The sequence below is a fragment of the Cohnella faecalis genome, from assembly GCF_003570905.1.
In the GTDB taxonomy this organism is placed as follows: Bacteria; Bacillota; Bacilli; order Paenibacillales; family Paenibacillaceae; genus Cohnella; species Cohnella faecalis.
Map to the genome: position 1 here is coordinate 144,873 of NZ_QXJM01000039.1, position 25,660 is coordinate 170,532.

A 25,660-nucleotide genomic window follows, 5' to 3' on the forward strand; every position below is an offset into this window, starting at 1 on the left:
AGAAGGCTTAGCAAGGAGGGGAAAGTATGAATCGACCGTCCCTATACGGTCTGACTTTAGATCAACTGACGGCCTGGCTCGGAGAGCGCGGACATAAGAAGTCTCGGGCCGCGCAGGTGTGGGATTGGCTCTATCGGAAGCGCGTGACGGACTTTGCGGAGATGACCGACGTTCATGCGGATTGCGTTAAAGTATTGGCGGAAAGCTTCGATATCACGACGCTCCGCGAGCATACGAAGCAGCAATCGGCGGACGGCACGGTCAAATTGCTGCTTCAGCTGCAGGACGGCAATCTGATCGAGACGGTGCTGATGAGACATAAATTCGGGCTGTCGGTATGCGTCACGACGCAAGTGGGATGCAATATCGGCTGCAGCTTTTGCGCGAGCGGGCTGATCAAGAAGAGCCGCGATCTGTCCAGCGGGGAAATCGTCGGTCAGCTTATGAAGGTGCAGCAGCACCTGGATCAAGCGGGACAAGGGGAAAAGGTAAGCCACATCGTCGTGATGGGAATCGGCGAGCCGTTCGATAATTTCGAGAACCTGGTCGACTTCCTGACCGTTGTCAAGGATCACAAGGGTCTCGCTATCGGCGCCAGGCATATTACCGTGTCGACCAGCGGACTGGCCGACAAAATCTACGAATTCACGGACCGCAGCCTTCAGGTCAATCTGGCGATTTCCCTTCACGCTCCGAACGATGAGCTTCGGACGCGAATTATGAAGATCAATAGAGCGATTCCGATCGAGAAGCTGATGAAGGCTGTCGATTACTACCTCGAAAAAACGAACCGGAGAATTACGCTCGAGTACATTTTGCTGAAGGACGTCAATGACCGGAAGGAGCATGCTCTCGAGCTTGCCGAGCTGATCGGCGACAAGCGGAAGCCGCTCGCTAACGTCAACCTCATTCCGTATAATCCGGTGGACGAGCACAGCCAATATCAGCGAAGCGCGCAGGAATCGATACTCGCCTTCTACGACACGTTGAAGAAGCAAGGCGTCAGCGTCAGCGTCCGCTTGGAGCATGGTGCCGACATCGACGCCGCCTGCGGACAGCTGCGCAGCAAGCAGCTTAAGGAAGAGGCCGCTCCAGAAGGAGCGACCTCTGCTTAGAACGTATCCTTGCGCCGCGGAAACAGGATCAGGCACCCGATGACGACAAGCGCCAGCGCGAAGATCGGTTGGCCGTGGAATAGGCTGCCGAGCAGCTTGCCTACGGAGAAGATCGCGAAGAACAACAGCGATACGACCGTCAGAACGTTGATCGGAATCCATAGCCACTTGTTGCGTCCGCCGAACCAATAAAGCTCGAACAGACCGACGGCGGCAGCGAAGATGAAGCCGGGCCACATCACGTCCCATAGATCGAACAGCATGGCGATTTGGCAGACGATTCCGGCTGTCAGCAGAACGCCTCCGGGCACGAGAACGCCAACGCCCCGGCGCTGCAGCATGGAGAAATACAGCCAGTGGAAGAAGACGCCTACCGGAATAACGAACAGCGTCGGCCAGAAATAGGCGAATATCGTGCCGACGTCGAAATCTCGCCCTCCTTTCATGAACATAAACACGCCAAGCAGAATGAATAGAGGCCCTAAGAGGGTTTTGCGGTTCATAGACAACATGCTCGCTCCTTTGCGGCAAACCTTGATTGCTCGATTACGAATAGAATAGCACGCCGACAATAGGGTGTCTTCCTGCTGGAGTGCGTGGCGAATATCGGGCTGGAGACGGATTTATGCGACGGGGAAAATGTGTTATTCGAGTCTTCGTCGCATACGGATTCCGCGCTTTCCGCTTTTGCGGGCCGGTATAGTGTAGAATAGGGAAGCGTAAGCTATATTAAATCGATCGAGACTATAGGAGCTGTCGAAATGTCCAATGAAGAAATTATTCTAACTCCCGAAGGTTTAGCCAATTTGGAGCAGGAACTGGAGGAGCTCAAAATCGTCAAGCGCAAAGAAATCGCCGAGAGGATCAAGATAGCGATTAGCTATGGCGACTTGAAGGAGAATAGCGAGTACCATTCGGCCAAGAACGATCAGGCTTTCATGGAGACTCGAATCAAGACCATCCAACGGATGCTGAAGGTCGCCAAAGTCGCGCGAAGCGCGGACATCTCGACCGTACAGGTCGGATTCGTCGTCGTGCTGAACGATCTGGAATTTGCGGAGAAAATCGAATATCGGATCGTAGGGCCTGCCGAAGCGGACGTAATGGAGAATAAGATATCCTACGAAAGCCCGCTCGGGCAATCTCTCATCGGCAAGTCGGTAGGCGACAAAATCAGCGTGAACGCCCCTATGGGCAAGGTGGAATACGAGCTGCTCGAAATAAAAGCGGCCGGCTGACGAACGTTTGCTAATGCGATTATTCCGTTCTTATTTAAGAACGCCTTCCATGTTGCCTTCGGGCTGACGAGGAGGCGTTTTGTCGTTTTGTCAGAAAAATAAGCCCGTTGGCATCTCTATAAGGGAAGTTATTCAGAAGGGGGCCCTTTAGAGATGATATTCGTTCGCAGATTGATGGTCGCGGTCTTTTGTATCGTGCTAAGCTTATCTTTAGCCGCGTGTTCGAAGGGAAAAGAGGGAGCGGGAGCGAATGAGAAGGAGGCGGCAGCGAAGCCCGAGCCGACTCCTACGGTAACCGCAAGCGCGGGGGCGACGGATGCGATGAACGGCGGCGCTCCGTCGGAGCCAAGCGGAGCGGTTCCCGCCAAAGAAATCGCTTGGAAATTCAAATCGGACGGTTCGATTAACGGCGCTCCTCGCGCTATCGACGGAGTCGTCTACGTCGGCAGCTACGACAAGCACGAATATGCCGTTTCGGCAGAAACGGGCGAGATGATCTGGAAGTTCCAGGCAGAGGGAGCGATCCGGTCTGCGGCTGCGGCAGACGGCAAAAACGTCTATTTCGTCGATTGCTTCGGCAATCTGTACGCGGTAGACCGCGCCACCGGCAAGCAGACGTGGCATTTCAAAGCGGAGGGGGACACGCTCGTGCAAGTGGATGAGTGGGATTATTACGATTCCTCGCCCGTTCTTGAAGACAATGTCTTGTATTTCGGAAGCGATAACCGTTTCATATATGCAATCGATGCCGGAACCGGCAAACCGATCTGGAGCTACGAGATGGGGGGACCGACCCATTCGACTCCGACGCTGAAGGATGGAATCGTCTTTATCTCGGACTGGGAAGGCCGCATATATGCGTTAGACGGCAAGACGGGCAAGCTGAAGTGGAAACAAGTAGGCATGGGCTCGATTCAGGGCTCGCCCGCTGCGGATGAAAGCCAGGTGTATTTTGGAACGCGTCTCGGAACAAGCTTTTACGCTTTGAACGCTCTTACCGGCGAACAAAGCTGGAAGTGGATATCGAGCATGGGCTCCTGGTTCGTATCCACCCCTGTCTCTCATGAAGGCATCGTCTACTCGGGCAGCTCGGACGAATATTTGGTATACGCCTGGGACGCGGCCACCGGCAAAAAACGTTGGACCTTCAACACCGGCAGCAACGTGAACACATCTCCCAAGCTTGCAGGCGGAATTCTGTACGTGACGACGGCCTACGCCTATGAAGAGAAGCACGACGATCATTTGTACGCGATCGACCCGGCGACGGGAACGCCGATCTGGCAAGTGAAGGTGGAGCAGCCGCTGTACGCTTCCCCGGAAATCGCCGATGGCGCCGTCTATTTTGCAAGCAGGGACGGATATCTTTACTCGGTTAAGGCGTAGTGCAGGAACACAACAGGAGGTTCGCCCATGAGAGGCACCGATCGAACGAATGAGGCGATTGTCTCGTTAGTCCAAGAAGCCCAAGCCGGAAACGATATCGCTTTCGGCGAATTGATCGGGCTTTATCGGGCGAAGGCGTATCGCTGGGCGCGCGACGTCGTCAAGGATCCTTATTTGGCCGAAGATATCGTACAGGATGCTTTTTTGCGGGCGTATTTGCGCAAGGAATCGCTCCTGGGCGCCGATCATTTTATGGCGTGGCTGTATCGGATCGTGCGCAACGAAGCATTGATGAAGGCGCGCCGGGGCGGGTATTACCGCAAGGAGAGGCCGGTTGACGCCGGGCATGAATCATTCTTGCAGGCGATCGGAGATCCGGAATCGGAGCCGGATCGCGAGGCGGCGAGAATCGAATCGGAGAATATGCTTCGCCGTCTTCTCGACGGGCTGAACACCCGCGAGAGAGCCGTCATGGAAGCACATTTGTTCAGCCGGCTGTCCGCGGGCGAGATAGCGGTCCGATTGCTGCTTACGCCTGCCAACGTCTACCAGCTGCTGTCGCGATCCCGGCAAAAGCTGCAAAAAGCGCGCTACGGTTTGCTGCTGCAGGATTACTTGGATGCCGTTACCCGAGCGGGTGTGGCTGGCAAGCGCCATATTCCGCTTCCCTTTCAATATTTCGGCGAAGTATGGGACACGGCGATACTGGGCGCGCTGTTAATAATGAAGAACACGCACGGCAACGAATATACGCTTCCCCGATTAATGGGCATGACCGGGCAAGCTTTCCGCCTTACGCTTCATCGCGACCGGCTGGATGCGAGCAGCCCTTTCGCATTTCATTGGGGCCGCGCTTACTCCGAAGGATTCGCCAATATCGGATATCAGGCGGAATACCGATGGAGCGCCGACCGGCCTTGTACCCCGGAGACGTTCCTGGAGACGGTGGCCTGGGTACGCCGGGCGATCGACGAGGGCAGTCCGATTATCGGCTGGAACTTGCGCAATCCGCTCTTCGGGTTGATTACGGGCTACCACGATCAGGCGCAGAAGTTCGAGATCGCGGGGATGTGGGAGCATCGGCAGGCGGCATACGAGGATTTCGTAAGAAAGGAGCTCTTCGTCATGCGGATTGCTCCCGGCCGTCCTCGGGAGGAAGAAGAGATGTTCTTCAGCGCGATCAAGCGGATGGGAGATCATGCTTTCGGAACGGAAGAGGCGATAGAGGGCACTGTACAGGGCTTGGAAGCGTACGATGTATGGATTCGACTGCTCCGGGAGGGAGCCTGCGAAAATTTCGGGATGTGCTTCGCGGTCGCTTATACGGGCGACGCAAGGAGGAATGCCGTCTTGTTTTTGCAGGAATGTCTTGACTCGAATATGCCGTTATACAAGCGACCGGGAATCCGGCTGGCGTTGGAGACGGCGTTGCGGCATTTCCGCGAGGTTCATTCCGCCCTCTGGAAGCTGCGCGCTCTCTATCCTTATCCGAGAGGAGTTCAAGCCCCGTCCGGCTCGGAAAGCGAGAGGCAAGCGATACTTTTATTGGAAAAAGCTCGGTTGGAAGAGGAGGAGGGCTGGAAGGCGCTTCGCTTCATCGCGCGCTAGTCTGAATTCGATCTGCATAGAGACGTATCGAAGAGGGTGCCTTCATTCGGGGTGCTCTTCTACGTTAGCGGGTCTTTCCGAAAGGACGCTTCGAATTAAATAGCAATATCTGTCTCTATCCGATGCTATACTCAAAGTCATAATCGAAAAGTCGCGCGGAGGTGCTCGTATGAATGTGATCGAGGCTTATCGGGGAGAGCTGGAGCTTGTGTTCGAGGAGGCGGCTGCGGAAATCGCTTCGTTCCCCGCTCATCTGAGCGAGTTCGGATTGAAGCTGCTCGCCCGCGCCAATCCGTTGAGCAACGGCGGAGGAACCAACTCTATCAGTTATCTGCTCCCCTATTGGATGAAGGAGCAGACCTCCGGCTCCGACGTCCTGTGCAGAGACTTGTCGGTTGGGAACATATTTGCCATGCTTCATTTCTTCTTGCTCGACGACGCGATGGATACGGACCCGGTAACGGCGGAAAAGGGGTGGATACGGAGCTCGCTTGCTCTCGGTCAGCTTCTTCAGGCTCGGTTCCAGCAGCGGTATTCGCGCCATTTTTCGGCCGATTCTGAGTTGTGGGCGTATTACCGCGCTTATGTCGAGAATTGGGCTTCCGCTGTTTCATTGGAAGGCCGGCAGCCGGCGGACCCTCGCGATCCCGCCCGGCTGGCTCGCAAGTCCGCTCCGGTCAAGCTGTGCGCGGCAGGCATGCTGCTGCTGTCGGACGGGCAAGAACGAATCCGGACTACGGAAGAAGCCATTGATCTGGCGCTCGCCACGCTGCAGCTGTCCGATGATTGGGCCGATTGGCGAGACGATCTGGCGGACGAGAATTGCAGCGCTTTTCTTACGCTCGCGAGAGAAAGGCTATCCGCTTCGCAGGATGTTCCCTTGGATGAGCGGACGGTGAAGCAGGCGATTTATCGTTACGGCTGCCTGGATGCTTTGGCGGACATCGTTGAGGGCTACGGCCGCCGATTGAAGGAGCTTCCGGATGTTCCTCCCAAGGTAACAGCTTTTCACGACTCGATAGCTGCGGGGATTCGGGAGGATGCTCGGGCAGCGGAGGAATGGACGACTAATTTGGCTCTCAATGGCGGTTTTTCGGTTATTCTACTAAACCATTCCGCAAAATGATCATATACAAGCGAAGACCGTTAGGGAGCGCTTCCCTAACGGTCTTTTCTGATAGGAGGCGTTACTTTGTGTCGCTCGTAGTACTCGGGAAAGGGTATATAAGGAGGTTTGTCCTATATTTTTGTCGAATTCAATAAATTTATAGCGACTTACGCTCTATTGACATGATATGATGGAAATGTAATTAATCCACTATTTGGAAGGGTCGTGCTGACATGTCTTTAGAATCTTTGAAGGTACAGATTATTAAAAAAGCTTGGGCAGAGCCTGCGTTTAAGGAAAGCCTTCTAGCCGATCCGAAGCAAGCGATTCAAGCGGCATTCGGTGTAGAAATTCCCGCAGCCATCGACCTCAAGGTAGTGGTAGAAAGCTCATCTCTCTACTATTTGACCATACCGCCTAATCCGGAAGACCAAGGCGGCGCCGGATCATCAACGAATACGGTCTGGAATTAAATTAAGACTGTTTAATGAGAGGGAACCGGATAATAGCTTCGGTTCCCTTTCCTTTGGTGCTGCGAAATTCAATCGACCCCTTCATCGCTTCGATTATACGGAATGTAACCATAAGTCCAAGCCCGGTTCCTTTGGATTTCGTCGAGAAGAAAGGCTCCCCCAGACTAGCGAGTTTCTCCTCTTCCATTCCTTCACCGTTATCCGAGATTCGAAGAATGACATCCCTCTCGGTTGAGTAAGCGTAAATTCCTATTACACCGTCTTTGCCTATAGCTTCAATGCTATTTTTTATGATATTGATAAATGCCTGCTTAAGTTTCGATGAATTCCCGTAAATATGTAAATTTTCGGGAATGTCGATGACGAGAATGCCCCCGTGCAATGCTGCCAGCGGCGACATGATTCCTTCAATCTTTTTAATTTCTTCAGATAAATCCAACATTACGAGCGTTTCCATTTCCGGTTTGGCGAACGTAAGGAAATCGGTAATGATGGTAGATGCTCGATCCAATTCATTTATCGCCATTCCGAAGTAGTTCTTGTTCTCCAAGTCGGATTTCTCCGAAAGCAATTGCAGGAATCCGCGAGTAACTTGCAGCGGGTTGCGGACCTCATGTGCGACGGATGCGGCTAGATCGCTAATAATCTTCATCTTTTCGGTTCGTTGCAAATTATGGTTGTAAAGCTCAAGCTCCTTCGAGTACGTGACGAGCATCGCGTAATCGGCAGATATACGCCTCGCTAGAATGACGACGAGAGTCACGATCATGATGATAATGCCGAATTTCCAAAGGAACAGCACGTACCTTGTTTCGCTTAAGTAATAGATGGTCAAATCGGCCGCTCCCGATAATGCGAGAAGAAAGATGCCGACGGAGAGAATAGCCGCATTTTTGTTGCCATTGATTGCATTCCTCACTGCGAGCACGATTATAAAAATCAATTGTATCAAAATGAGAGGACCTAGAATCGTATTCGAAAAGAAGTCGTATAGAGCGTAGTATTTTCCATCGGTAGCTTTATAGAGACAGAGTGCGGCGAGACAAAACGCTGAGTAGGCCGTTTGGAAACGACGAAACTTCTTAAAATAGACGAATCGACCTTCGAAGACATCATCGATATAGGTACTGAGCGCAGGAAAGAGAACGAACATGGATATGTCGAAAAAAATGAGCAGCACGTTACCGTAGTCTTCGAAATAGATATAGGGCAAGGGTGAATAGGCGACGATTAACGTACCTGTAGTCAGGGCTATCAGACATAGCGATATCCATGATCGACGCTGGCGACGGTTCAGATAGCCGGAACAAATTAACATTATTAGAGCTAAAAATGCGATTGATGTCCCTAATAAAAGGTCGGGCAGACCCTTACGTACGTATTGGTCGGATAATCGTTCGAACTCACCGACTTGGATGTCGCTGCTGAAGCCTGCCCGTTCCTTCCCTTTTATTCGAACATAATAATCCGTCTTAACAGGAAGCGGGTCGACAGGCAGCAATAGCTTATTTCTTCGTAGATGAAATCGCGGTTGGATTCGAATATAAGCCGGCTTCCTTCAAAAACGGATATATCCAGGTATAACCGTTCGATGAGTATTCCCGGCCGCTGCCAATTATCCGTAGAAGGCATGACAAAATGGACCCACATTCCAATTGTTCCGTCGGGAAGGGTGGTCTGAGGATTATCTACGTCGGCATCTAGCCAAGTTCCGTTCAAAAGCGGGATATTATCGGTAGAACTGCCCGCTGGAATCCATTGCAGATGCCAATTCTCAATAACATTATCGTTGTTAGCTGTGGCGCTCGCACGAGGGGGCATCAACGCAAATAGCGAAATTATAACGAAAAGAGTAAGGATAGTCGCCAGCCAACGCACCGTCTTCATTACGCACCTCTTAACCAATCGTTCTTGGTAATCCAGGTTCTGAATTCGTACAGATAACAAGAAGTTCGACAATTTATGCTATTATCCTGTAGGAAAAGACTCACTATGATAAATAATCCAGTAAAATTGAAACAAGGACGAGAAAAAAATCCCCGTCCTTGCTTGTAATCCCCCTGATATGTATTGTGGTCCGAACGGTACATGCTGCGTTTACGCTTACTAGGTGATAGGAGAATATAGGGATAAGAAAAAACTTGAACAGCACGGGGCCATTCAAGGTCTTATACATATCTTTATTATTGTGGGTATGTTGGCAAACAAGGACGTGTCTTTTCTAAATGAAACCACTGTTCAATATGCTTACATAATAAAGGAATATCTTCGATTGCCTGTTCGCATATGCTTTCGATCGAACCGGTTCCATTCCATAGACTCCTCTTCAAATGTGCGGATTGTGTTTGCTCAGACCATACAGAAGTGATAATTTCTGGAATTACATTGGATAATGATGTCAGATTTTGCCGAGATGAAAATCCCTTTTTTTTAGATTTTTGTCGCATTCTTTCGAAATTTTATCATGATGAAAACCGGCTTTCTGGCATCCTACATTCATGCGTCCGATCAAACCCTGTGGTGTTGAGTGCTTGTTAATGCGGGGCAACATAAAAACAAGGGTCATGGCAAAAAACCATGACCCTTGCTTTTATGTCCTTTTAATCGCTTCATACACAAATTTCTGATTTCCGTCGGCAGGCGGCTTACCGTGGACGAAATCGGCCGATATCGTAACATCCGAGAAGCCGATGCTCTCCAACACGAGCTTAAACTCTTCGACGCCGTACCAGCGCAGAGCAAAACGCTGCAATTCCGTTTGAACGAGTGCGCCTTTGCGCCATTTTTCGTATTTTAAGTAAGTTATTTTGTATTGGTTGAACAAATCGGCCTCGACAAGCTTGCTTTCCATCGTAATGATGTCGCCGTCGGGGAGATGGAACGTCGATGTTCCGCCTAACGGACCGATTTCGAAACGATTGTCGGGCAGGAACAGATCGAGAATGAGCCGGCCGCCTGGCTGAAGGTGCTCGTAAAGACGCCTTAACGCATGGAGGGAATCTTCTCTCCGTTCAATTAACAAGAATGAGCCGCCAGGGATAATGATGGCCTCGTATTGTTGCGGCAGAATCAGATCTTGCAGATGGGACTCGTACAAATTGACCTTGAGCCCCCGTTCCTCGCAACGCTGGCGACAAGAAGCCAGCATTTCGGGCGAATAGTCGACTCCGTCCATGTCGAATCCGGCCTGAAGCAGCGGGACGATTACGCGTCCTGACCCTACCATCGCTTCAAGAATGCGCCCTTTGCAGCCTTCGAGCCGGCTGCGGTAATATTCCAAGTCGCCGTCGAATGATTGACCGACTTCCTTGGTCAGATCGTAAACTTCCGTACAAAGCTCGCCGTAGTAACTAAAAGACACGCTCATTTCCTCCGAGAATTGGAATGTATCGCGGAAGGGAAGTCAGTATTATCCCTTCCGCACCTTGATTAGCGTCGAATCGGATTTAAGCATTAACATGAGAACCACTCGCTTTCGTGTAAAGTTATTCCAATTATAGTACTTCTGTTAAATGAGTACAACGCCGCGCTCTCTGCGGGCCCGCAAACGCACAAGGCTGTCCAAAGGTCATCTTTCAGACCCTCGGACAGCCCTTTGAGCATTATTTTAGTTACGCCGCACTCTCCGCCCGTTGCTTTTTGAGCAGGCTCTTGCGGTGGGCGCAGCAAAAGTTTCTTTAGCACCGTCATGAAGGTTCAATGTGAAAGGAGCTTTAAGGCCAACTGAAAGTACTCTGAATGTTAATCGACAGCAGGCTTGAATTACGTTTCCGCATTCAAAGGCATCGAGGCGATAAAGCTTCGGGTTTTCTCGTCGCTAAGCTGTCCGATAAGCTTGTAGCTTTCCTTCAAGTAATAGTCGTAGCCGTCGTTCTCGCTGTCGTGATGGTAAGGAATTCCCGGCAGAGGATTGCGGATAAAGCTCATCTCGTCGAATTCCTCCATAGCGGCGAACAGCTCCTGCAGCTTGTCGATGTCCTCGGGCAAGGCGTCGATGGCGAATTCGTAGGCCGCGTCGCCTTGATGGTTCGTGATCGTCTTGGCTTGAACGGACACATAGTATCGTTGTCTATCCATGACGGAATAGGCCTCCTCCTTTTTCCTATTGAGTGACGGCAATCCAGATGATGGCCAACACGACGGCGAGCAGCGGAAGGGTCAGATAGAGGATGAAGATTGGATTCGCGGCAATAGGATGCTTCACCGTAGTCATGCTGGCTCCTTTGTCGAGAGTCGAGTTTTCGCGCTGCTGCTTGCGAAAAAGCACGATGGAACCGACCAGCAAGTAAACGACGGCGGCCGCGCCCAGAATAAATAACAAGGTATACACGTTGAGGATCGCTCCCTTCGCAGTTGTCGTTAGCTTTTCTCCGGGTTCGTGAATTATTCGCCGCCGGCCGATACACGGTCACAATTCGTTGCTAATTCGAGTGATTGTAATCACACGTTCGATGCCGTCTCGCCCCGTATACTTGGCTTGGGACATATCAAGCGCAACGAAAGCGGGGAAATCAAAATGCTAAGCTCCAACACGATAGCTATTATCAAGTCGACGGTTCCGGTGCTTGAGGTTCACGGAACGGCGATTACGAAGCGGTTTTACGAGCGGCTGTTCACCGGACATCCCGAGCTGCTGAATATTTTTAACCATGCCAATCAGAAGCAGGGAAGACAGCAGACCGCGTTGGCGAACGCCGTATATGCCGCCGCTCAGAATATCGACAAGCTGCACGCGATTCTGCCTGTCGTCAAGCAGATCGCCCACAAGCACCGCAGCCTTGGCGTCAAGGCGGAGCATTACCCGATCGTCGGACAGAACCTTCTGGCTGCCATTAAGGACGTGCTGGGAGATGCGGCGACCGAGGATATCTTGCAAGCGTGGGCGGAAGCTTACGGAGTAATCGCGGACGCATTCATCGGCGTGGAGGCGGAGATGTACGAGCAGGCCGAGAAGCAGGATGGCGGCTGGGCGGGGTATCGGGATTTCGTCTTGAGTAAGAAGGTTAAGGAAAGCGAAGTGATCACGTCCTTCTACCTAGTTCCGCAGGACGGTCAAGCTATCGCCGCTTTTGAGCCGGGGCAGTACATTGGCCTAAAAATGGCGATTCCGGGCGAGGAGCATACTCATCTGCGCCAATACAGCCTGTCTGACGCTCCGGGTAAGCCGTACTACCGGATTTCCGTCAAGCGGGAGGACGAAATCGCGGAGCTGCCGCCGGGAAAGTATCGGTCTATTTGCACGAGCAATTGAAGGAAGGGGACATTCTATCCGTATCGGCTCCGGCCGGGGAGTTCACGCTCGACAGAGAAGACAAGCGGCCGATCGTTCTGCTGAGCGGTGGGGTGGGACTAACTCCTATGCTTAGCATGCTGACTGCTGTGGTCGACACCGACCCTGCCCGTCAGGTCACGTTCGTGCATGCGGCACGCAACGGGAACGCTCATGCGTTGAAGGAGCAGGTGGAGGAGATTGCGCGCAACCACGCCCAAGTGTCTTTATACTGGTGCTACGAGAAGCCGACGGACGAGGATCGGGCGGCGAACGCTTTTGACAAAGAAGGGTACGTCGACTTGCCGTGGCTGCGGACGGTCGTACCGACGACGGACGCCGGCTTTTATTTCTGCGGACCGGTGCCGTTCATGAAGGCGATCAACGGTTCGCTTCAAGAGCTGGGCGTTGCGGCGGCGGATATTCATTACGAGTTTTTCGGGCCGGCGGGAACCTTGTAAGCGTCGTTCGCGGCTTGGGAGCGAAGGAGTCGGTTCACCGTCTCCCGGCGGAGGCCGATGAATTGGCCGATCTCATCCTGCGTGAGCACGTCGGTCATGCTGGTCGGAGCGATATAGGAGTGGAACCAGGCTTGCAGCTTGCGCAGCTTGTCCGCCGGAGCGACTTCCGTCAGTTGGTCGATGCGCTGCTGCATCATTCTCAGCTTGTCCTGAAGGAGCAGGGCGATCGAGCGGCATTTGTCCGGATTTCGTTCCAGCTCCGTATACCATTCCGCAGCCGGTATAACGTCGATTTCGCACGTGACGAGAGCAATGGCGGTGCCGTAATAAGGATTGGGGCTGATCAACGAGTGATGGGGAATCGTCTCGCCCGGTACGATGACGTTGACGAGAATCGGAGTGCCGTCTCCGTGCAGGCGAACGATCTTCAGCAAGCCGCTCTTCAACCGGTATAGCGGGCCGGATTCGCCCTGGCGAAAGAGCGTCTCTCCTTTGTGCAAAATCATTGCCGAACAGCCTCCCTTTTTGGAGCAAGAAAGCGAAAGCCGGGTCGTTCTGGTTTTCGCTTTTTCGGTTTGATAGGATATAGGGGCGGAGTCAGCTGCTCGAATCCGCGAATTTTTTCGGAAAAGAGGCTGTCTATCCCTATGATTTATCTTCTCATTATAACGGCTATCGTTGTCGCGGCCTATCTCGTCATCAAGCTGTATCCTCCCTTGGGAGCCAAAGCGGCAGGGGACGATCGGCGGTCTATCGACGGTTCCGTCAACTACGCAGACGGACGGTTCGTCTATCCGGAGCCCACCCCGATGGATATGAGCTTCAAGACGATGATGGGCGTCATGGCTGAAATGCTGAAGGGCAGCCCGAATCGCAAGCCTCGAAAAGCGCTCCCAGCGGATACTTTTAACCCTCTGCTTCTGCAAAATAAAAATCAAGCGAAAGCGATCTGGTTCGGTCATTCGGCGCTGCTGCTCCAGATGAACGGATTGACCCTTCTGCTGGATCCGATGTTCGGCTCGGCACCCTCGCCTTTTCCTCTGCTGGGAGGGAAGCGCTACGGAGGCAAGCTGCCGTTCGAGATCGAAGAGCTTCCCGAGATCGATGCGATAATCCTCTCCCACGATCATTACGATCATCTGGATTACGGCTCCATCAAAAAGCTGCAAAAGAAGGTTCGGCGGTTTTTCGTGCCGTTGGGAGTAGGAGCCCATCTGGAACGATGGGGCGTCTCTCGGGAACGTATTACCGAAGCCGACTGGTGGGACGAAGCCGAATTCGAGGGGCTGAAGCTGGTGTGCGCTCCGGCCAGGCATTTCTCCGGGCGCAGCGTTAACGATCGGTTGTCGACGCTGTGGTGTTCTTGGGTTATCGACGGCGGCGGTACGAAGGTGTTTTTTAGCGGGGATAGCGGGTATGGGCCTCATTTCAAACAGATTGGCGAGCGCTTCGGTCCGTTCGACCTGACGCTGATGGAGTGCGGGCAATACGACGAGAGATGGTCGCTGATTCATATGATGCCGGAGGAAACGGTTCAAGCTCATCTCGATGTCGGCGGGAAGCTCATGATTCCGATCCATTGGGGAGCGTTTACGCTGGCGGTGCACGATTGGACCGATCCTGTGGAGCGGGTGCTGCGCAAGGCCGAGCAGAGCGGGGCCGACGTAGCGACCCCGAGAATCGGGCAAGCCGTGACGATCGGAGCTCCCGAATATCCGACTTCCCCTTGGTGGAGAGCGTAGAGGATACGTTTGCTTTTTTCTATTGACCCTAACGTATCGTTATACTCTATAATTCGGATTGAGGGGAGGCTGCGAGGGTGTCGATGAGAGTGAAGGAAGTGGCGGAGCTGGTCGGCATTAGCTTGCGTACTTTGCACCATTACGATGAAATCGGGCTGCTAGCGCCCGACGAGACGACGGATGCCGGATATCGCCTCTATTCCGACGCTAATCTGGAGACGCTGCAGCAGATTCTTTTTTTCAAGGAGCTCGACTTCCCTCTGAAAAAGATCAAGGAAATCATGAGCAGTCCCGTTTTCGACCGCGAAAAAGCGATGGAGCTGCACCGCAAGCTGCTAATGGAAAAACGAAGCCGGATCGACGCCATGATCGCGACGATCGAGAAGACGGTTCGACATGCGAGAGGGGAAATTCAAATGACCAACAAAGAAAAATTCGAAGGCTTCGATTTTAGCCGCACTCCTTACGAGCAAGAAGCGCGGGAGCGATGGGGGGACGAGGCGGTCGACGAGGCTAACGCCAAGGTTGGAGGCTTGTCCAAGGATAAACAGCAGGAGATCTCCGACGAGATGAACGCCATTTACTTCAAGCTTGCCACCCTGCGCGGCGGTTCGCCGGAATCCGAGGAGGCGCAGGTTGCCATCAAGGAATGGTACGACTTTTTGAACCAAATGGGCAGCTATTCGCCCGAGGCGTTCAAAGCGCTCGGCCAAATGTACGTCGACGACGAACGGTTTACCGCTAACATCGACCAGTTCGGCGAAGGCTTGGCTGTGTTCATGCGGGATGCGATGGCTGTCTACGCCGATAAGAGCAAGAACTGAGCAAGAACGATGAGCCGATAATGACAGGTGCACGAACCTCTCTGCCGCTTGCGCAGACGGGGTTCTTCGGCGCGGCGTTCAAGATGGCCTCGACAAGTGTATAATGGGTAAGAACTGTCGCGGAAAGGATTGAAACTATGTTCACAGTAACGAAGCACAGCGTGGAAGCGGCCAAGGACCCGTTCGGAATCCTGGTCGGCAAAAGGTACGAATTCAAGCTCGATTTGGAAGTCGACGAAGAGGACGAGCTCTACTCGGAGAATGGAATCTACGCCCGGGTCGTCTTTAAGGTGGACGAGGATAAGACAAGTATCGTTACCTGCAATTTCATCGAGAAATCGACGGATCGGGTCCTCGATTTCGATCCGGAAGCGGACGAAGAAGAGACGCTTGCCGCTTACTGCAAAGAGAATTTGCCGGAATCGTAATCGAAAACGATAAAACGGAAGCAAGCCTCGATCTCTTGATCGGGGCTTTGCTGCGTTCCGACTCTTCTCGTTGGGGTGGGGGACGCTGCGGCGGGCGAATGGAGGGGAGCGCGCCGGAATAAGGCACTCACGGTTACTATGGCGGGCGAATGGAGGAAGCGGCGTTGGAATAAGACACTCACGGTTACTATGGCAGGCGAATGGAGGGAGCGGCGTCGGAATAAGACACTCACAGTTACTATGGCGAGCGAATGGAGGGATCAGCGCTGAAATAAGACACTCACGGTTACTATGGTGGGCCAAAGTGTGGGAGCGCGCCGAAATAAGGCACTCACAGTTACTATGGCGGGCGAATGGAGGGAGCAGCGGCGAAATAAGGCACTCACGGTTACTATGGCGGGGAAATGTGAGGGAGTGCGCCGGAATAAGGCACTCACAGTTACTATGGCGGGCGAATGGAGGGAGCAGCGGCGAAATAAGGCACTCACGGTTACTATGGCGGGGAAATGTGAGGGAGTGCGCCGGAATAAGGCACTCACAGTTACTATGGCGGGCCAAAGTGAGGGAGCGCGCCGAAATAAGGCACTCACGGTTACTATGGCGGGCCAAAGTGAGGGAGCGCGCCGAAATAAGGCACTCACGGTTACTATGGCGGGCCAAAGTGAGGGAGCGCGCCGAAATAAGGCACTCACAGTTACTATGGCGGGCGAATGGAGGGAGCAGCGCCGAAATAAGGCACTCACAGTTACTATGGCGGGCCAAAGTGAGGGAGCGCGTCGAAATAAGGCACTCACAGTTACTATGGTGGGCCAACGGAGGAAGCGGCGCCGAAATAAGGCACTCACAGTTACTATGGCGGGCGAATGGAGGGAGCGCGCCGAAATAAGGCACTCACAGTTACTATGGCGGGCCAAAGTGAGGGAGCGCGCCGAAATAAGGCACTCACGGTTACTGTGGCGGGCCAAAGCGAGGGAGCACGCCGAAATAAGGCACTCACAGTTACTATGGCGGGCCAACGGAGGAAGCGGCGCCGGAATAAGACACTCATGGTTACTATGGCTGGCGAATAGAGGGGACAGCGCCGGAATGCGACGGGCAAACATACGGGAGAGCCCCTCCTTTTGCCTAATGTCACAAAAAGAGGTTGTCAGTTGTCTTCTAGGTGTACAATACTAAAGGAGGCAACTTACATGTCACTCAGATTCAATTACCGCGCGGCCAACGAGCCGGCTTATCAAGCTATGAGAGCGATGGAAGCTCACATTAGCCAGAGCGGAGTAGACAAGGTTCTGTACGAATTGATCAAAATACGCGTTTCCCAGATAAACGGCTGCTCGTTCTGTCTGGATATGCACGCCAAAGATTTGATGAAGCTCGGGGATCACGCGGACCGGATATTGCTGATCGGGTTGTGGCGGGAAGTTCCTATTTTCACGGATAAGGAAAAAGCCGTGCTGGAGCTGGCCGAGCATGTTACGAATATTTCGCAGGTCGGCGTGCCGCAGCCGGTGTACGAGAACGTCAGAGCCTACTTCGACGAGAAAGAGTACATCGATCTCATTGTGTCGATCAATACGATCAATAGCTGGAACCGAATCGCTATCGCAACGGGAATGTTCCCGGCTGCTTCTCGTAATTGCGGTTTCGGAGAGAGGGGGAGCTGAGTTGATTCATACGGAGCTGGGCGCCGTCGAGCCTCCCTTGGGGGAGATTTGGTACCGAACTTACCGCAAGTATGTCATCTCCATCGCCTATCGGATGCTCGGATCGGTATCGGATGCGGAGGATGCGGCGCAGGATTTGTTCGCGGATCTGTACGCTGCCGATTCCCGAAACATAAAGAATCCGAAAGCGTATTTGGCCAAGTGGACAATGAACCGCTGCCTGAACGTTCTTCGTTCTTCTCGGCGCAAGAGAGAGCTCTACGTCGGAGAATGGCTCCCCGAGCCGTTCTCCGAATCCTCGGGGCTTCCCGAACTGGAGGCGGAGCAGAACGATTCGCTCTCCTATGCCTACCAGGTCATGCTGGAGAAGCTGACCCCAACGGAGAGGGCGGTCTTTCTGCTGCGGGAGGCGTTCGAATACGACTACGAAGAGATAGCGGACATTCTCGGCAAATCGGCGACGAATTGCCGGAAAATTTTCAGCCGCGCCAAGGCGGGGATGCAGGACGTGTCCGCCGCCGCCGATACCCCGTTGATCCGAAGCCCGATTGTGGAAAAATTCGTCGAAGCCTTTCAACATTACGATGTTGAAAGGCTTTTGGAATTGCTGGCGCAGGATGCGACGATGATCTTGGACGGAGGAGGCCGCGTGAACTCGGCTATCCATCCGATACTCGGCCGCAAGCGCGTAATCGCTCTGCTGACATCTCCAAAAGCGCTGATCAAACCGCGCAGCGTGTGGAGCCATTCGCTGACGCTCGTCAACAGCGAGACGAACATCGTTTTTTCGGAGGATGGGGTCGCCCGCGGCGTATTATGCATCGAGCTGACGCCGGAGCGTGACCGGATCAGGAACTTGTATATGGTACTTAATCCCGACAAGCTGCATGGCGTTCAATAAAGCTCCGCATCCGCAACGAAAAGAGAAGAGACAGCTATGAATGACAAAATGGTAATGCCTATCTGGACGTTCGGCCTGTTCATCGTCGTCATGAATACGACGATGTTCAACGTGTCGATTCCTAGCATAACGGCGGATCTCCACATAACGGCGGATCTCGCTTCATGGATTATTTCGAGCTATTCCATCGGATATGCTCTGTCGACGGTCATCTACAGCCGATTATCGGATGTTGCGTCCATCCGAAAGCTAACGACCGTGGGACTTCTTATTCTCGGTATTTCCTCTGTTCTGGGAATATTTGCGCGCGATTTCAATGCCCTGCTGGGTGCGAGGATTTTGCAATCGGCGGGAGCGGGCGCGATGGCAGGGCTTGGTCTTGTGCTCGCCAGCCGGTATATCCCGGCCAGCCGACGCGGCAAGGCGATTGCCATGATCTCGGCGGGAAGCGCGATGGCGTTCGGGCTTGGACCGATCGCAGGCGGGTTGATCAGCGAGTACTTCGGGTGGAACGGTCTGTTCGCTGTCACTTGTCTTGTGCTTGCCGTCCTCCCGGTGCTGCTTCGATTGCTGCCCAAGGAGCAGCCCGCTGCCGGCCGGGCATTCGACGTATGGGGAGCGCTTCTGACCGTCGTCAACGCGGCATCGCTTCTAACGGCGGTTACTCAGCAGTCGGCCCTATGGCTTGCCGTCAGCATAGGATCGTTCGCCGTCCATGCCCGGCATATGAAAAAAGCGAAAAATTCGTTCATCAATCCCGAGCTGCTAAAGCAAAAAGGTTATGGAAAGCTGCTGACCGTCGGGTTTTGCATGCTCGTGCTTAATTTGGGGAATTTGTTCCTCATGCCGCTCGCGCTTGCCCATTTGTTCGGCAAATCGGCGATGACGATCGGGTTATTGATCGCTCCGGGCGCCATTTTATCGACTTTTTTTACGCGTTTCGTCGGCCGGTGGATCGATCGATACGGCAACGTGCGATTTTTGCTGATCGGACAATGTATGATCGCTGCGGTTCTGGTCTTTTTCACGTTTGAGCTCGCAGCCTCGCCCCTCGTCATTTTGTGCGGATACCTCGTATTCTCGCCCGCTTTTTCTGCAACGATGGCTTCCATCAACAATGAAACGTCGCTCTTGCTCCCGCAAAAGCTGATCGGCTCCGGAATGGGACTTCTCCAGCTCGTTCAATTTTTCGGAGGCTCCGTTTCGGTTGCAATATGCGGCCTCCTGCTTGAATATCAGATGCATGCTTCGCTCGCGAACGCCTATCGTCACGTATATGGCCTCTTGTTCGCCGTCAGTCTGTGTTCGATAGGAATATTGCTGTGGTATAAGCATTCATCCGACGCGCGCCGTATATTTTAGAACTCAAAAGCCAGTCTAACTACGTAGTTCTCGAAAGAGCGCGATGTTAGAAAGGCAGGGATCTGGCGATATGAGGTTCAAGGATAAAAGCGTTATCGTAACCGGAGGGGCAAGCGGAATCGGCGAATCGACCGTTCGGCTGTTCGCGGCTGAGGGGGCAAAGGTTGTCATCGCGGATTTCTCGGATCGCGGAGAGCAACTGGCGGAGGAGCTTAAATCGCAAGGCTGCGAAGCCTTATTCGAAAAAACGGACGTGACGCAGGAGGAGCAAGTTAAGCGGATGATCGCGAGCACGGTGGAGGCGTTCGGCAAGGTGGACGTGTTATTCGCCAATGCCGGAATCGCCAAGGACGGCCCTGCGCACGAACTGACCTCCGATGCCTGGAGGCTGACGATCGACATCAATCTGTCCGGCGTATTTTACTGCGATAAGTACGCTATCGAGCAGATGCTGACGCAAGGAACGGGCGGGACTATCGTCAATTGCGGTTCCATACACAGTCACGTCGGCAAAGGGAACGTTACCGCTTATGCGGCGGCAAAAGGCGGAGTGAAGCTGCTCACCCAGACATTGGCGATTGACTATGCGACCCGAGGAATTCGCGTTAACGCGGTGTGCCCCGGCTATATCGATACGCCGTTAATCGGAGGGCGAACGGAAGCGATCACGCGGCACTTGGTCGATCTGCATCCGATGAAACGGCTCGGTCGACCGGATGAAGTAGCGAAAACGGTTCTGTTTCTAGCTAGCGACGACGCTTCCTTCGTTACCGGGGCTAGCTTGCTCGTGGACGGCGGCTATACGGCGCAATAAGGATGCATAATAAGCGACAATCCGCACACGCTGGCGGTCAATTGGACAAACAGACATTGCTGCTGCTCGCGGTCAACGGTCTTTTTATTACAGCCAATGCTTTGTCCGGTACTTTCCTTGGAGTGTACCTGTGGAAAGAAAGCAACGACTTCATCTTGCTCGGATGGTTTACGCTGCTTACTCACGCTTTTATGGCGCTGACGTTCTGGATTGCCGGGAACGTAGCGAAGGAAGGCAACAAAATGATTGTCCTGAGGCTTGGGATCGGAGCGTCCGCCTCCTTTTATGTCCTCGTGCTTCTCTTTGGCAAGGCTGCGATTCAGTATGTGTGGCTGTTAGGCATCGTTCAGGGGATTGCGGTCGGATTTTTTTGGCTGGCCTTTAACGTCGTCTATTTTGAAGCGACGAACGCCGACAATCGCGATCGCTTCAACGGGTGGTCGGGGGTCATCGGCTCAGTCGCCGGAATGGTCGCGCCCTGGTGCTCGGGCTATCTCATCTCGAAGATGGCGGGCGAAAGCGGGTACCGGGTCATTTTTATGATTTCGTTCGGTTTGTTTTTGGCGGGTATCGGGGTGAGCTTCCTGTTGCAAAAAAGAGCGGCGGCGGGGAACTACGACTGGCTGCTGACCGTTCGGGCTTTGCGAAAACCGGGTGCGCCTTGGAGGCCGGTCGTGGCGGCGCTTGTTGCGCAAGGGCTGCGGGAGGGTGTCTTCGGCATCGTCATCGGGGTACTTGTGTACATTCAGACGGGCAGCGAATGGAAGCTTGGCAACTTCGCTTTGATCACCTCCGCGGTCGGCTTCGCCAGCTTCTATGCGGTCGGCAAATGGCTGAAGCCGGCTTGGAGGGAAAAAGCGATGCTGGTCGGCACGATCGTCATGACGGCGGTCATTGTCCCGTTCTTTTTTGGCGTTAGCTTTACGACGCTATTGCTATTCGGCATCGGCGTTGCGTTGTTCATCCCGCTCTATACGATTCCGATGACGTCGGCGGTATTCGATATGATAGGGAAGGACGAGGAAAGCGCGCGGCAGAGAGTCGAGTACGTGGTCATGAGGGAGCTTGCGCTGAACGCGGGCCGAATCGCGGGCATGGCCATTTTTATTTCGACGCTTTACATAAGTCGCGCTCCGGTGGTCATCAACTGGCTGCTGCTATTGATCGGCAGCGCTCCTATGCTCAGCTGGTACTTCATGCGCCGCCGTCTTGCGGCCGAGTAACGGGCCGGTCGCCGCGCTCTCGAATGGCTCGTCATAGTAACTGTAGGTGCCTTATTTCCTCGAATGCCCGCCCGACCGCCAGAAATAGTAACTGAGGGTGCCTTATTTCCTCGAATGCCCGCCCGACCGCCGGAAATAGTAACTGAGGGTGCCTTATTTCCGCGTCTGCCCACCCGACCGCCGGAAATAGTAACTGTAGGTGCCTTATTTCCTCGAATGCCCGCCCGACCGCCAGAAATAGTAACTGAGGGTGCCTTATTTCCGCGTCTGCCCGCCCGACCGCCGGAAATAGTAACTGAGGGTGCCTTATTTCCTCGAATTGCCATCCGACCGCCGGAAATAGTAACTGAGGGTGCCTTATTTCCGCGTCTGCCCATCCGACCGCCGGAAATAGTAACTGAGGGTGCCTTATTTCCACGCCTGCCCACCCGACCGCCGGAAATAGTAACTGTAGGTGCCTTATTTCCACGCCTGCCCATCCGACCGCCGGAAATAGTAACTGTAGGTGCCTTATTTCCTCGAATGCCCGCCCGACCGCCGGAAATAGTAACTGTAGGTGCCTTATTTCCTCGAATTGCCATCCGACCGCCGGAAATAGTAACTGAGGGTGCCTTATTCCACCGCGCTTCTGCACACTCCCCCCTGTGTCATTGAGCAGCCGAAATACGCCGCCTGTTTTTCGCCGCCCCAAACAAAATCGTTCGTATTCCGCCGTCTTTCAGGTAAAATGATCATAAAGTCATCTTACCGGGGAGGATGCGGCAGCTTGAACAAAACAGACCGTTTGTTAGCCATCGTGCTTGAGCTTCAGCGCAAAGGCGTCTCGCGGGCGGAGGATTTGGCTGCCGCGTTCGAGACGAGCGTTCGGACCATCTATCGGGATATGCAAGCTCTGAGCGAGGCGGGAGTTCCGATTATCGGCGAAGCGGGGCGCGGGTATTCGCTCATGGCAGGGTACTTTTTGCCTCCGGTGAGCTTTTCGGTCGAGGAAGCCGTCGCACTTCTCGTCGGAGCGGACTTCGTCGAGCAGCAATTTGACGAGAGCTACGGTTCCAAGGCGCTGTCTGCGAAGGGGAAGATCGAGGCGATTTTGCCGGACGCCATAAGCAGAGAGGCCGCTCGTACAAGGACGACGATTCGGCTGATCGATACGACGGAAGCGAGAAGCGGCGAACGGGAGAAAGAAGGCTTGCGCACGATTCGCCGGGCTATTCTGGAAGGGCGGAAAGTACGGTTCAAGTACTCGAAGAGGAAACCGGACGCCGACGGAAAAAGGCAATCCCTAAGAGAAGCGGCTCCATACGGGCTCGTGTTGGTCCATGGGTCGTGGATCCTGCTGGCGCATTGCGATCTTCGGCAAGAGCTGCGGCATTTTCGGCTGTCTCGCATGATCGAGCTTGCCGTGACGGAAGAGCGGTACCAGCTTCCACCTGATTTTCGTCTGGAGGAATACAAGGTACCGGATGATCGCAATATTCGGGTGCGCGTGTTGGCGAAGCCGGCTGTCTCCGATTTTGTGCAGGAATCGACTAACTTTTTCATGGAATCGACCGAGGAGACGAAGGATGGCTTGCTTGTAACGTTCCGCGTCCGAGATCCGGAAGATATTTTGCAATGGGTGCTCGGGTGGGGGCAGGCATCATCGTGCTGGAGCCGGATTCGTTCCGAAAGCGGGTAAAGGATGAGCTCAAAAAAATGTTAAAACGCTACTGACAGACAGATGTCAGTAGCGTTTTTGTATGATCGGAACAGATTGAAAATCGAAGGAGCCGATGATTATGATAAGCCATATCGAGACGGTAACTAGCCTGGGGCAGCTAACGGATCTGTACGCCGATGAATTGAAGGCTTACAGCATGGAACAATTGACTCGCAAGCCAAGCGAGGACGAATGGTCGCTCGGGCAAATGTACGTTCACCTTATTAACACCGCTCTCAACATGCAGCTTCGCAATGTGGAAATTTGCAGAGACCGGAGCGGAGAGAGCGTGACCGAGACGAAGGGGGCAACGGAAGCCGGCCAAGCGATTTTCGCTGCAGGGGGCTTCCCTCCGGTGCGCATTCAAGTGCCGCCCTCCCCTCAATATACGCCCGGACAGCCCGAGAGCAAAGAGCAGCTTGCGGAAGGGCTGCAAACGGTGCTTCGCCGAATGAAGGAAATAAGCTCCGAATTGGAAAGCATCGATCCGCGGCAAACCGTCGACCATCCGAGGCTCGGCGCTTTTAACGCAAATCAATGGTTTGCGCTCGTCGAGATGCACTTTCGCCACCACCTTCTTCAGAAGAAGAGGCTGCAGGATTGGCTTAGCAGCAGCAACGGTTAAACGGCTCAAAGGAACGCAAAGAAGCCCGGCATCGCTGTTTTTCAGCGGTTGCCGGGCTTTTGCGCATATACGAGCAAGGCTATATATCGGGAGAGCGCCGTTTGAGGGTCGTGTGGTCCGATTTTGCACTTGCGGAGGCTTTTCCAGTTAAGCTGTCCAAAAATCGCCTCTGTAGCGGAGACCTAGATAACGCCGTGAGCCATCATGATGCGCGCCACTTTCAGGAAGCCGGCGATATTGGAGCCGACGACGAGATTGCCCGGGTGTCCGAACTGCTCGGCCGCTTTGGCGCTGTTGGCGTGAATCGAAGTCATGATTTGCTTGAGCTTCGTGTCGACTTCTTCGAACGTCCAGGAGTATCTCATGCTGTTCTGGGACATTTCGAGGGCGGATACCGCCACGCCGCCGGCGTTGGCCGCTTTGGCCGGACCGAACAACACTTTGTTGTCCAGGAACACGTTGATCGCTTCGAGCGTTGAAGGCATGTTCGCGCCTTCGCCGATCGCTTTGACGCCGTTCGCTACGAGAGTTTTGGCGGACTGCTCGTCGATTTCGTTCTGCGTGGCGCAAGGAAGCGCGATATCGCAAGGAATCGACCAGATGTTCTGGTAATCCGCATGGAACTCGGCGCCGGCGTGGATTTTCACATATTCGCTGATCCGCTTCCGCTCGACTTCCTTCAATTGCTTGACCGTATCGAGGTTGATGCCGTTCGGATCGTAGATGTATCCGCCGGAGTCGCTGCACGCCACGACTTTTGCCCCGAGCTGGTGGGCCTTCTCAATCGCATAGATGGACACGTTGCCCGATCCGGATACGACGACGGTTTTTCCTTGGAAGCTGTCGCCGACCGTCTTCAGCATCTCGTCGACGAAGTAAACGCAGCCGTAGCCGGTCGCTTCCTTGCGGGTAAGGCTTCCGCCGTAGTCCAATCCTTTGCCGGTCAGGACGCCGGGCTCGTTGCCGCCGCGAATTCTTTTGTACTGGCCGAACATATAGCCGATTTCGCGAGCTCCAACGCCGATGTCTCCGGCCGGAACGTCGGTGTCTTGGCCGACGTAGCGGTAAAGCTCGGTCATGAAGCTTTGACAGAAGCGCATAATTTCGTTGTCCGATTTGCCTTTCGGATCGAAGTCGGAGCCGCCTTTGCCGCCGCCGATAGGAAGACCTGTGAGGGAGTTTTTGAAGATTTGCTCGAAGCCCAAAAACTTGATGATGCTCGCGTTAACGGAAGGATGAAAACGCAGACCGCCTTTGTAAGGCCCGATTGCGCTGTTGAATTGCACGCGGAAGCCGCGGTTCACTTGCGTCTTGCCTTGGTCGTCGACCCATGGAACGCGGAACGAAACCATTCTTTCCGGCTCGACGATCGTTTCAAGAATGCCGCGCTCGATAAATTCGGGATGCTGCTCGAATACCGGCTCCAGAGAAGTGAGGATTTCATACACGGCTTGATGGAACTCGTTCTCGTTCGGGTTTCTTTTCAGAACACCTTCATAAACCTGCTGAACATAAAGGCTTGCGCGAGTTGCTGTGATCATGTCGTTAGCTCCTGTTTCTGTAAAATGTTATTAAATTCCGTATTTTTGCACTTTATGACACTTAATTTGCACTATAGCGAATAATTATACATACAGAAGTCGAAAAAGGAAAATAAAAATTATTTTTGGGGGTTAAAACATTTTTTATGGACTATTTACAACGCGAAAAAGACCTATGC

The 25,660-nt window shown here is 53.6% G+C and carries 23 protein-coding genes and 2 pseudogenes; 17 read left to right on the forward strand and 8 right to left on the reverse strand.

Annotated elements, in window-relative coordinates:
* The first annotated feature begins 26 nt into the window (after nucleotides 1-26).
* The gene (gene rlmN, locus D3H35_RS13555; RefSeq protein ID WP_119149867.1) at nucleotides 27-1,115 is read left to right on the forward strand and encodes a dual-specificity RNA methyltransferase RlmN; all 1,089 of its coding nucleotides are present in this window, start codon (nucleotides 27-29) and stop codon (nucleotides 1,113-1,115) included.
* Here the strand turns inward: rlmN and D3H35_RS13560 are convergent.
* Nucleotides 1,112-1,618: a hypothetical protein gene (locus tag D3H35_RS13560; RefSeq protein ID WP_119151153.1), complete on the reverse strand. Its 507-nt coding sequence runs from the start codon at nucleotides 1,616-1,618 to the stop codon at nucleotides 1,112-1,114. The two genes, rlmN and D3H35_RS13560, sit on opposite strands and share 4 nt — an antisense overlap.
* Before the next feature lie 258 nt (nucleotides 1,619-1,876).
* On the opposite strand from D3H35_RS13560, the gene greA reads away from it, so the two are divergent.
* From greA to D3H35_RS13585, 5 genes are all read left to right on the forward strand, one after another.
* Nucleotides 1,877-2,353, forward strand: a complete 477-nt coding sequence (gene greA / locus D3H35_RS13565; protein WP_119149868.1) for a transcription elongation factor GreA — start codon at nucleotides 1,877-1,879, stop codon at nucleotides 2,351-2,353.
* A gap of 153 nt (nucleotides 2,354-2,506) precedes the next feature.
* A complete protein-coding gene (locus tag D3H35_RS13570; protein ID WP_119149869.1) occupies nucleotides 2,507-3,739 on the forward strand; it encodes an outer membrane protein assembly factor BamB family protein in 1,233 nt (410 codons plus the stop codon).
* 27 nt (nucleotides 3,740-3,766) lie between these two features.
* Complete coding sequence (locus D3H35_RS13575) at nucleotides 3,767-5,347, forward strand: RNA polymerase sigma factor (protein WP_119149870.1); 1,581 nt, start codon at nucleotides 3,767-3,769, stop codon at nucleotides 5,345-5,347.
* A gap of 169 nt (nucleotides 5,348-5,516) precedes the next feature.
* Nucleotides 5,517-6,473, forward strand: coding sequence for a hypothetical protein (locus D3H35_RS13580; protein WP_119149871.1), 957 nt, complete (start codon nucleotides 5,517-5,519; stop codon nucleotides 6,471-6,473).
* Nucleotides 6,474-6,688: 215 nt separating this feature from the next.
* Nucleotides 6,689-6,928, forward strand: coding sequence for an NHLP leader peptide family RiPP precursor (locus D3H35_RS13585; protein ID WP_119149872.1), 240 nt, complete (start codon nucleotides 6,689-6,691; stop codon nucleotides 6,926-6,928).
* A 1-nt stretch (nucleotide 6,929) separates the two neighbouring features.
* On the opposite strand, the gene D3H35_RS13590 is transcribed toward D3H35_RS13585, so the two are convergent.
* The 5 genes from D3H35_RS13590 to D3H35_RS13610 all read right to left on the reverse strand — a co-directional run bounded on the left by D3H35_RS13590 (nucleotide 6,930) and on the right by D3H35_RS13610 (nucleotide 11,258).
* The gene (locus D3H35_RS13590) at nucleotides 6,930-8,108 is read right to left on the reverse strand and encodes a sensor histidine kinase (RefSeq protein ID WP_158594104.1); all 1,179 of its coding nucleotides are present in this window, start codon (nucleotides 8,106-8,108) and stop codon (nucleotides 6,930-6,932) included.
* A 269-nt stretch (nucleotides 8,109-8,377) separates the two neighbouring features.
* On the reverse strand, nucleotides 8,378-8,815 hold the full coding sequence (locus tag D3H35_RS13595; RefSeq protein WP_119149874.1) for a hypothetical protein: 438 nt from the start codon (nucleotides 8,813-8,815) through the stop codon (nucleotides 8,378-8,380).
* 703 nt (nucleotides 8,816-9,518) lie between these two features.
* Nucleotides 9,519-10,289: a class I SAM-dependent methyltransferase gene (locus D3H35_RS13600; protein WP_233567929.1), complete on the reverse strand. Its 771-nt coding sequence runs from the start codon at nucleotides 10,287-10,289 to the stop codon at nucleotides 9,519-9,521.
* Nucleotides 10,290-10,690: 401 nt separating this feature from the next.
* On the reverse strand, nucleotides 10,691-11,005 hold the full coding sequence (locus D3H35_RS13605) for a hypothetical protein (RefSeq protein ID WP_119149876.1): 315 nt from the start codon (nucleotides 11,003-11,005) through the stop codon (nucleotides 10,691-10,693).
* 25 nt (nucleotides 11,006-11,030) lie between these two features.
* Complete coding sequence (locus D3H35_RS13610; protein WP_119149877.1) at nucleotides 11,031-11,258, reverse strand: hypothetical protein; 228 nt, start codon at nucleotides 11,256-11,258, stop codon at nucleotides 11,031-11,033.
* A gap of 186 nt (nucleotides 11,259-11,444) precedes the next feature.
* Between D3H35_RS13610 and hmpA the strand changes: the two are divergent.
* Nucleotides 11,445-12,658, forward strand: a pseudogene (gene hmpA, locus D3H35_RS13615) (NO-inducible flavohemoprotein).
* On the opposite strand, the gene D3H35_RS13620 reads toward hmpA, so the two are convergent.
* Nucleotides 12,625-13,164 (reverse strand): Crp/Fnr family transcriptional regulator, encoded by a 540-nt coding sequence (locus tag D3H35_RS13620; RefSeq protein ID WP_119149878.1) that lies wholly within the window; start codon nucleotides 13,162-13,164, stop codon nucleotides 12,625-12,627. The pseudogene hmpA and the gene D3H35_RS13620 sit on opposite strands and share 34 nt — an antisense overlap.
* Nucleotides 13,165-13,467: 303 nt before the next feature.
* Between D3H35_RS13620 and D3H35_RS13625 the strand changes: the two genes are divergently transcribed.
* From D3H35_RS13625 to D3H35_RS13680, 10 genes and pseudogenes are all read left to right on the forward strand, one after another.
* On the forward strand, nucleotides 13,468-14,400 hold the full coding sequence (locus tag D3H35_RS13625) for an MBL fold metallo-hydrolase (RefSeq protein WP_233568040.1): 933 nt from the start codon (nucleotides 13,468-13,470) through the stop codon (nucleotides 14,398-14,400).
* 77 nt (nucleotides 14,401-14,477) lie between these two features.
* Nucleotides 14,478-15,224 carry a MerR family transcriptional regulator gene (locus D3H35_RS13630; RefSeq protein WP_119149880.1) on the forward strand — a complete coding sequence of 249 codons (747 nt, stop codon included), beginning with the start codon at nucleotides 14,478-14,480 and terminating at the stop codon, nucleotides 15,222-15,224.
* A gap of 137 nt (nucleotides 15,225-15,361) precedes the next feature.
* Entirely contained in the window at nucleotides 15,362-15,652 is a 291-nt protein-coding gene (locus D3H35_RS13635) for a DUF6509 family protein (protein ID WP_119149881.1), read from the forward strand.
* Between the two features lie 1,190 nt (nucleotides 15,653-16,842).
* Nucleotides 16,843-17,316 carry a carboxymuconolactone decarboxylase family protein gene (locus D3H35_RS13645; protein WP_119149883.1) on the forward strand — a complete coding sequence of 158 codons (474 nt, stop codon included), beginning with the start codon at nucleotides 16,843-16,845 and terminating at the stop codon, nucleotides 17,314-17,316.
* Between the two features lies 1 nt (nucleotide 17,317).
* Nucleotides 17,318-18,217, forward strand: a complete 900-nt coding sequence (locus D3H35_RS13650; protein WP_233567930.1) for a sigma-70 family RNA polymerase sigma factor — start codon at nucleotides 17,318-17,320, stop codon at nucleotides 18,215-18,217.
* Nucleotides 18,218-18,253: 36 nt separating this feature from the next.
* Nucleotides 18,254-19,579, forward strand: coding sequence for an MFS transporter (locus D3H35_RS13655; protein ID WP_119149884.1), 1,326 nt, complete (start codon nucleotides 18,254-18,256; stop codon nucleotides 19,577-19,579).
* 70 nt (nucleotides 19,580-19,649) lie between these two features.
* Nucleotides 19,650-20,393: an SDR family NAD(P)-dependent oxidoreductase gene (locus tag D3H35_RS13660; RefSeq protein WP_119149885.1), complete on the forward strand. Its 744-nt coding sequence runs from the start codon at nucleotides 19,650-19,652 to the stop codon at nucleotides 20,391-20,393.
* Between the two features lie 2 nt (nucleotides 20,394-20,395).
* Entirely contained in the window at nucleotides 20,396-21,616 is a 1,221-nt protein-coding gene (locus D3H35_RS13665) for an MFS transporter (protein WP_119149886.1), read from the forward strand.
* A 766-nt stretch (nucleotides 21,617-22,382) separates the two neighbouring features.
* Nucleotides 22,383-23,329: pseudogene (locus D3H35_RS13675) on the forward strand (helix-turn-helix transcriptional regulator).
* Between the two features lie 65 nt (nucleotides 23,330-23,394).
* Complete coding sequence (locus tag D3H35_RS13680; protein ID WP_233567931.1) at nucleotides 23,395-23,940, forward strand: DinB family protein; 546 nt, start codon at nucleotides 23,395-23,397, stop codon at nucleotides 23,938-23,940.
* 182 nt (nucleotides 23,941-24,122) lie between these two features.
* On the opposite strand, the gene gdhA is transcribed toward D3H35_RS13680, so the two are convergent.
* Nucleotides 24,123-25,481 carry an NADP-specific glutamate dehydrogenase gene (gdhA, locus tag D3H35_RS13685; RefSeq protein ID WP_119149889.1) on the reverse strand — a complete coding sequence of 453 codons (1,359 nt, stop codon included), beginning with the start codon at nucleotides 25,479-25,481 and terminating at the stop codon, nucleotides 24,123-24,125.
* Nucleotides 25,482-25,660 lie beyond the last annotated feature (179 nt).

Bases quoted from the DNA above. Each gene is read 5' to 3' on its own strand.
- rlmN (WP_119149867.1), top strand. From the start codon at position 27: ATGAATCGACCGTCCCTATACGGTCTGACTTTAGATCAACTGACGGCC.
- D3H35_RS13560 (WP_119151153.1), bottom strand. From the start codon at position 1,618: ATGAACCGCAAAACCCTCTTAGGGCCTCTATTCATTCTGCTTGGCGTG.
- greA (WP_119149868.1), top strand. From the start codon at position 1,877: ATGTCCAATGAAGAAATTATTCTAACTCCCGAAGGTTTAGCCAATTTG.
- D3H35_RS13570 (WP_119149869.1), top strand. From the start codon at position 2,507: ATGATATTCGTTCGCAGATTGATGGTCGCGGTCTTTTGTATCGTGCTA.
- D3H35_RS13575 (WP_119149870.1), top strand. From the start codon at position 3,767: ATGAGAGGCACCGATCGAACGAATGAGGCGATTGTCTCGTTAGTCCAA.
- D3H35_RS13580 (WP_119149871.1), top strand. From the start codon at position 5,517: ATGAATGTGATCGAGGCTTATCGGGGAGAGCTGGAGCTTGTGTTCGAG.
- D3H35_RS13585 (WP_119149872.1), top strand. From the start codon at position 6,689: ATGTCTTTAGAATCTTTGAAGGTACAGATTATTAAAAAAGCTTGGGCA.
- D3H35_RS13595 (WP_119149874.1), bottom strand. From the start codon at position 8,815: ATGAAGACGGTGCGTTGGCTGGCGACTATCCTTACTCTTTTCGTTATA.
- D3H35_RS13605 (WP_119149876.1), bottom strand. From the start codon at position 11,005: ATGGATAGACAACGATACTATGTGTCCGTTCAAGCCAAGACGATCACG.
- D3H35_RS13620 (WP_119149878.1), bottom strand. From the start codon at position 13,164: ATGATTTTGCACAAAGGAGAGACGCTCTTTCGCCAGGGCGAATCCGGC.
- D3H35_RS13625 (WP_233568040.1), top strand. From the start codon at position 13,468: ATGGATATGAGCTTCAAGACGATGATGGGCGTCATGGCTGAAATGCTG.
- D3H35_RS13635 (WP_119149881.1), top strand. From the start codon at position 15,362: ATGTTCACAGTAACGAAGCACAGCGTGGAAGCGGCCAAGGACCCGTTC.
- D3H35_RS13645 (WP_119149883.1), top strand. From the start codon at position 16,843: ATGTCACTCAGATTCAATTACCGCGCGGCCAACGAGCCGGCTTATCAA.
- D3H35_RS13655 (WP_119149884.1), top strand. From the start codon at position 18,254: ATGAATGACAAAATGGTAATGCCTATCTGGACGTTCGGCCTGTTCATC.
- D3H35_RS13660 (WP_119149885.1), top strand. From the start codon at position 19,650: ATGAGGTTCAAGGATAAAAGCGTTATCGTAACCGGAGGGGCAAGCGGA.
- D3H35_RS13665 (WP_119149886.1), top strand. From the start codon at position 20,396: ATGCATAATAAGCGACAATCCGCACACGCTGGCGGTCAATTGGACAAA.
- D3H35_RS13680 (WP_233567931.1), top strand. From the start codon at position 23,395: ATGATAAGCCATATCGAGACGGTAACTAGCCTGGGGCAGCTAACGGAT.
- gdhA (WP_119149889.1), bottom strand. From the start codon at position 25,481: ATGATCACAGCAACTCGCGCAAGCCTTTATGTTCAGCAGGTTTATGAA.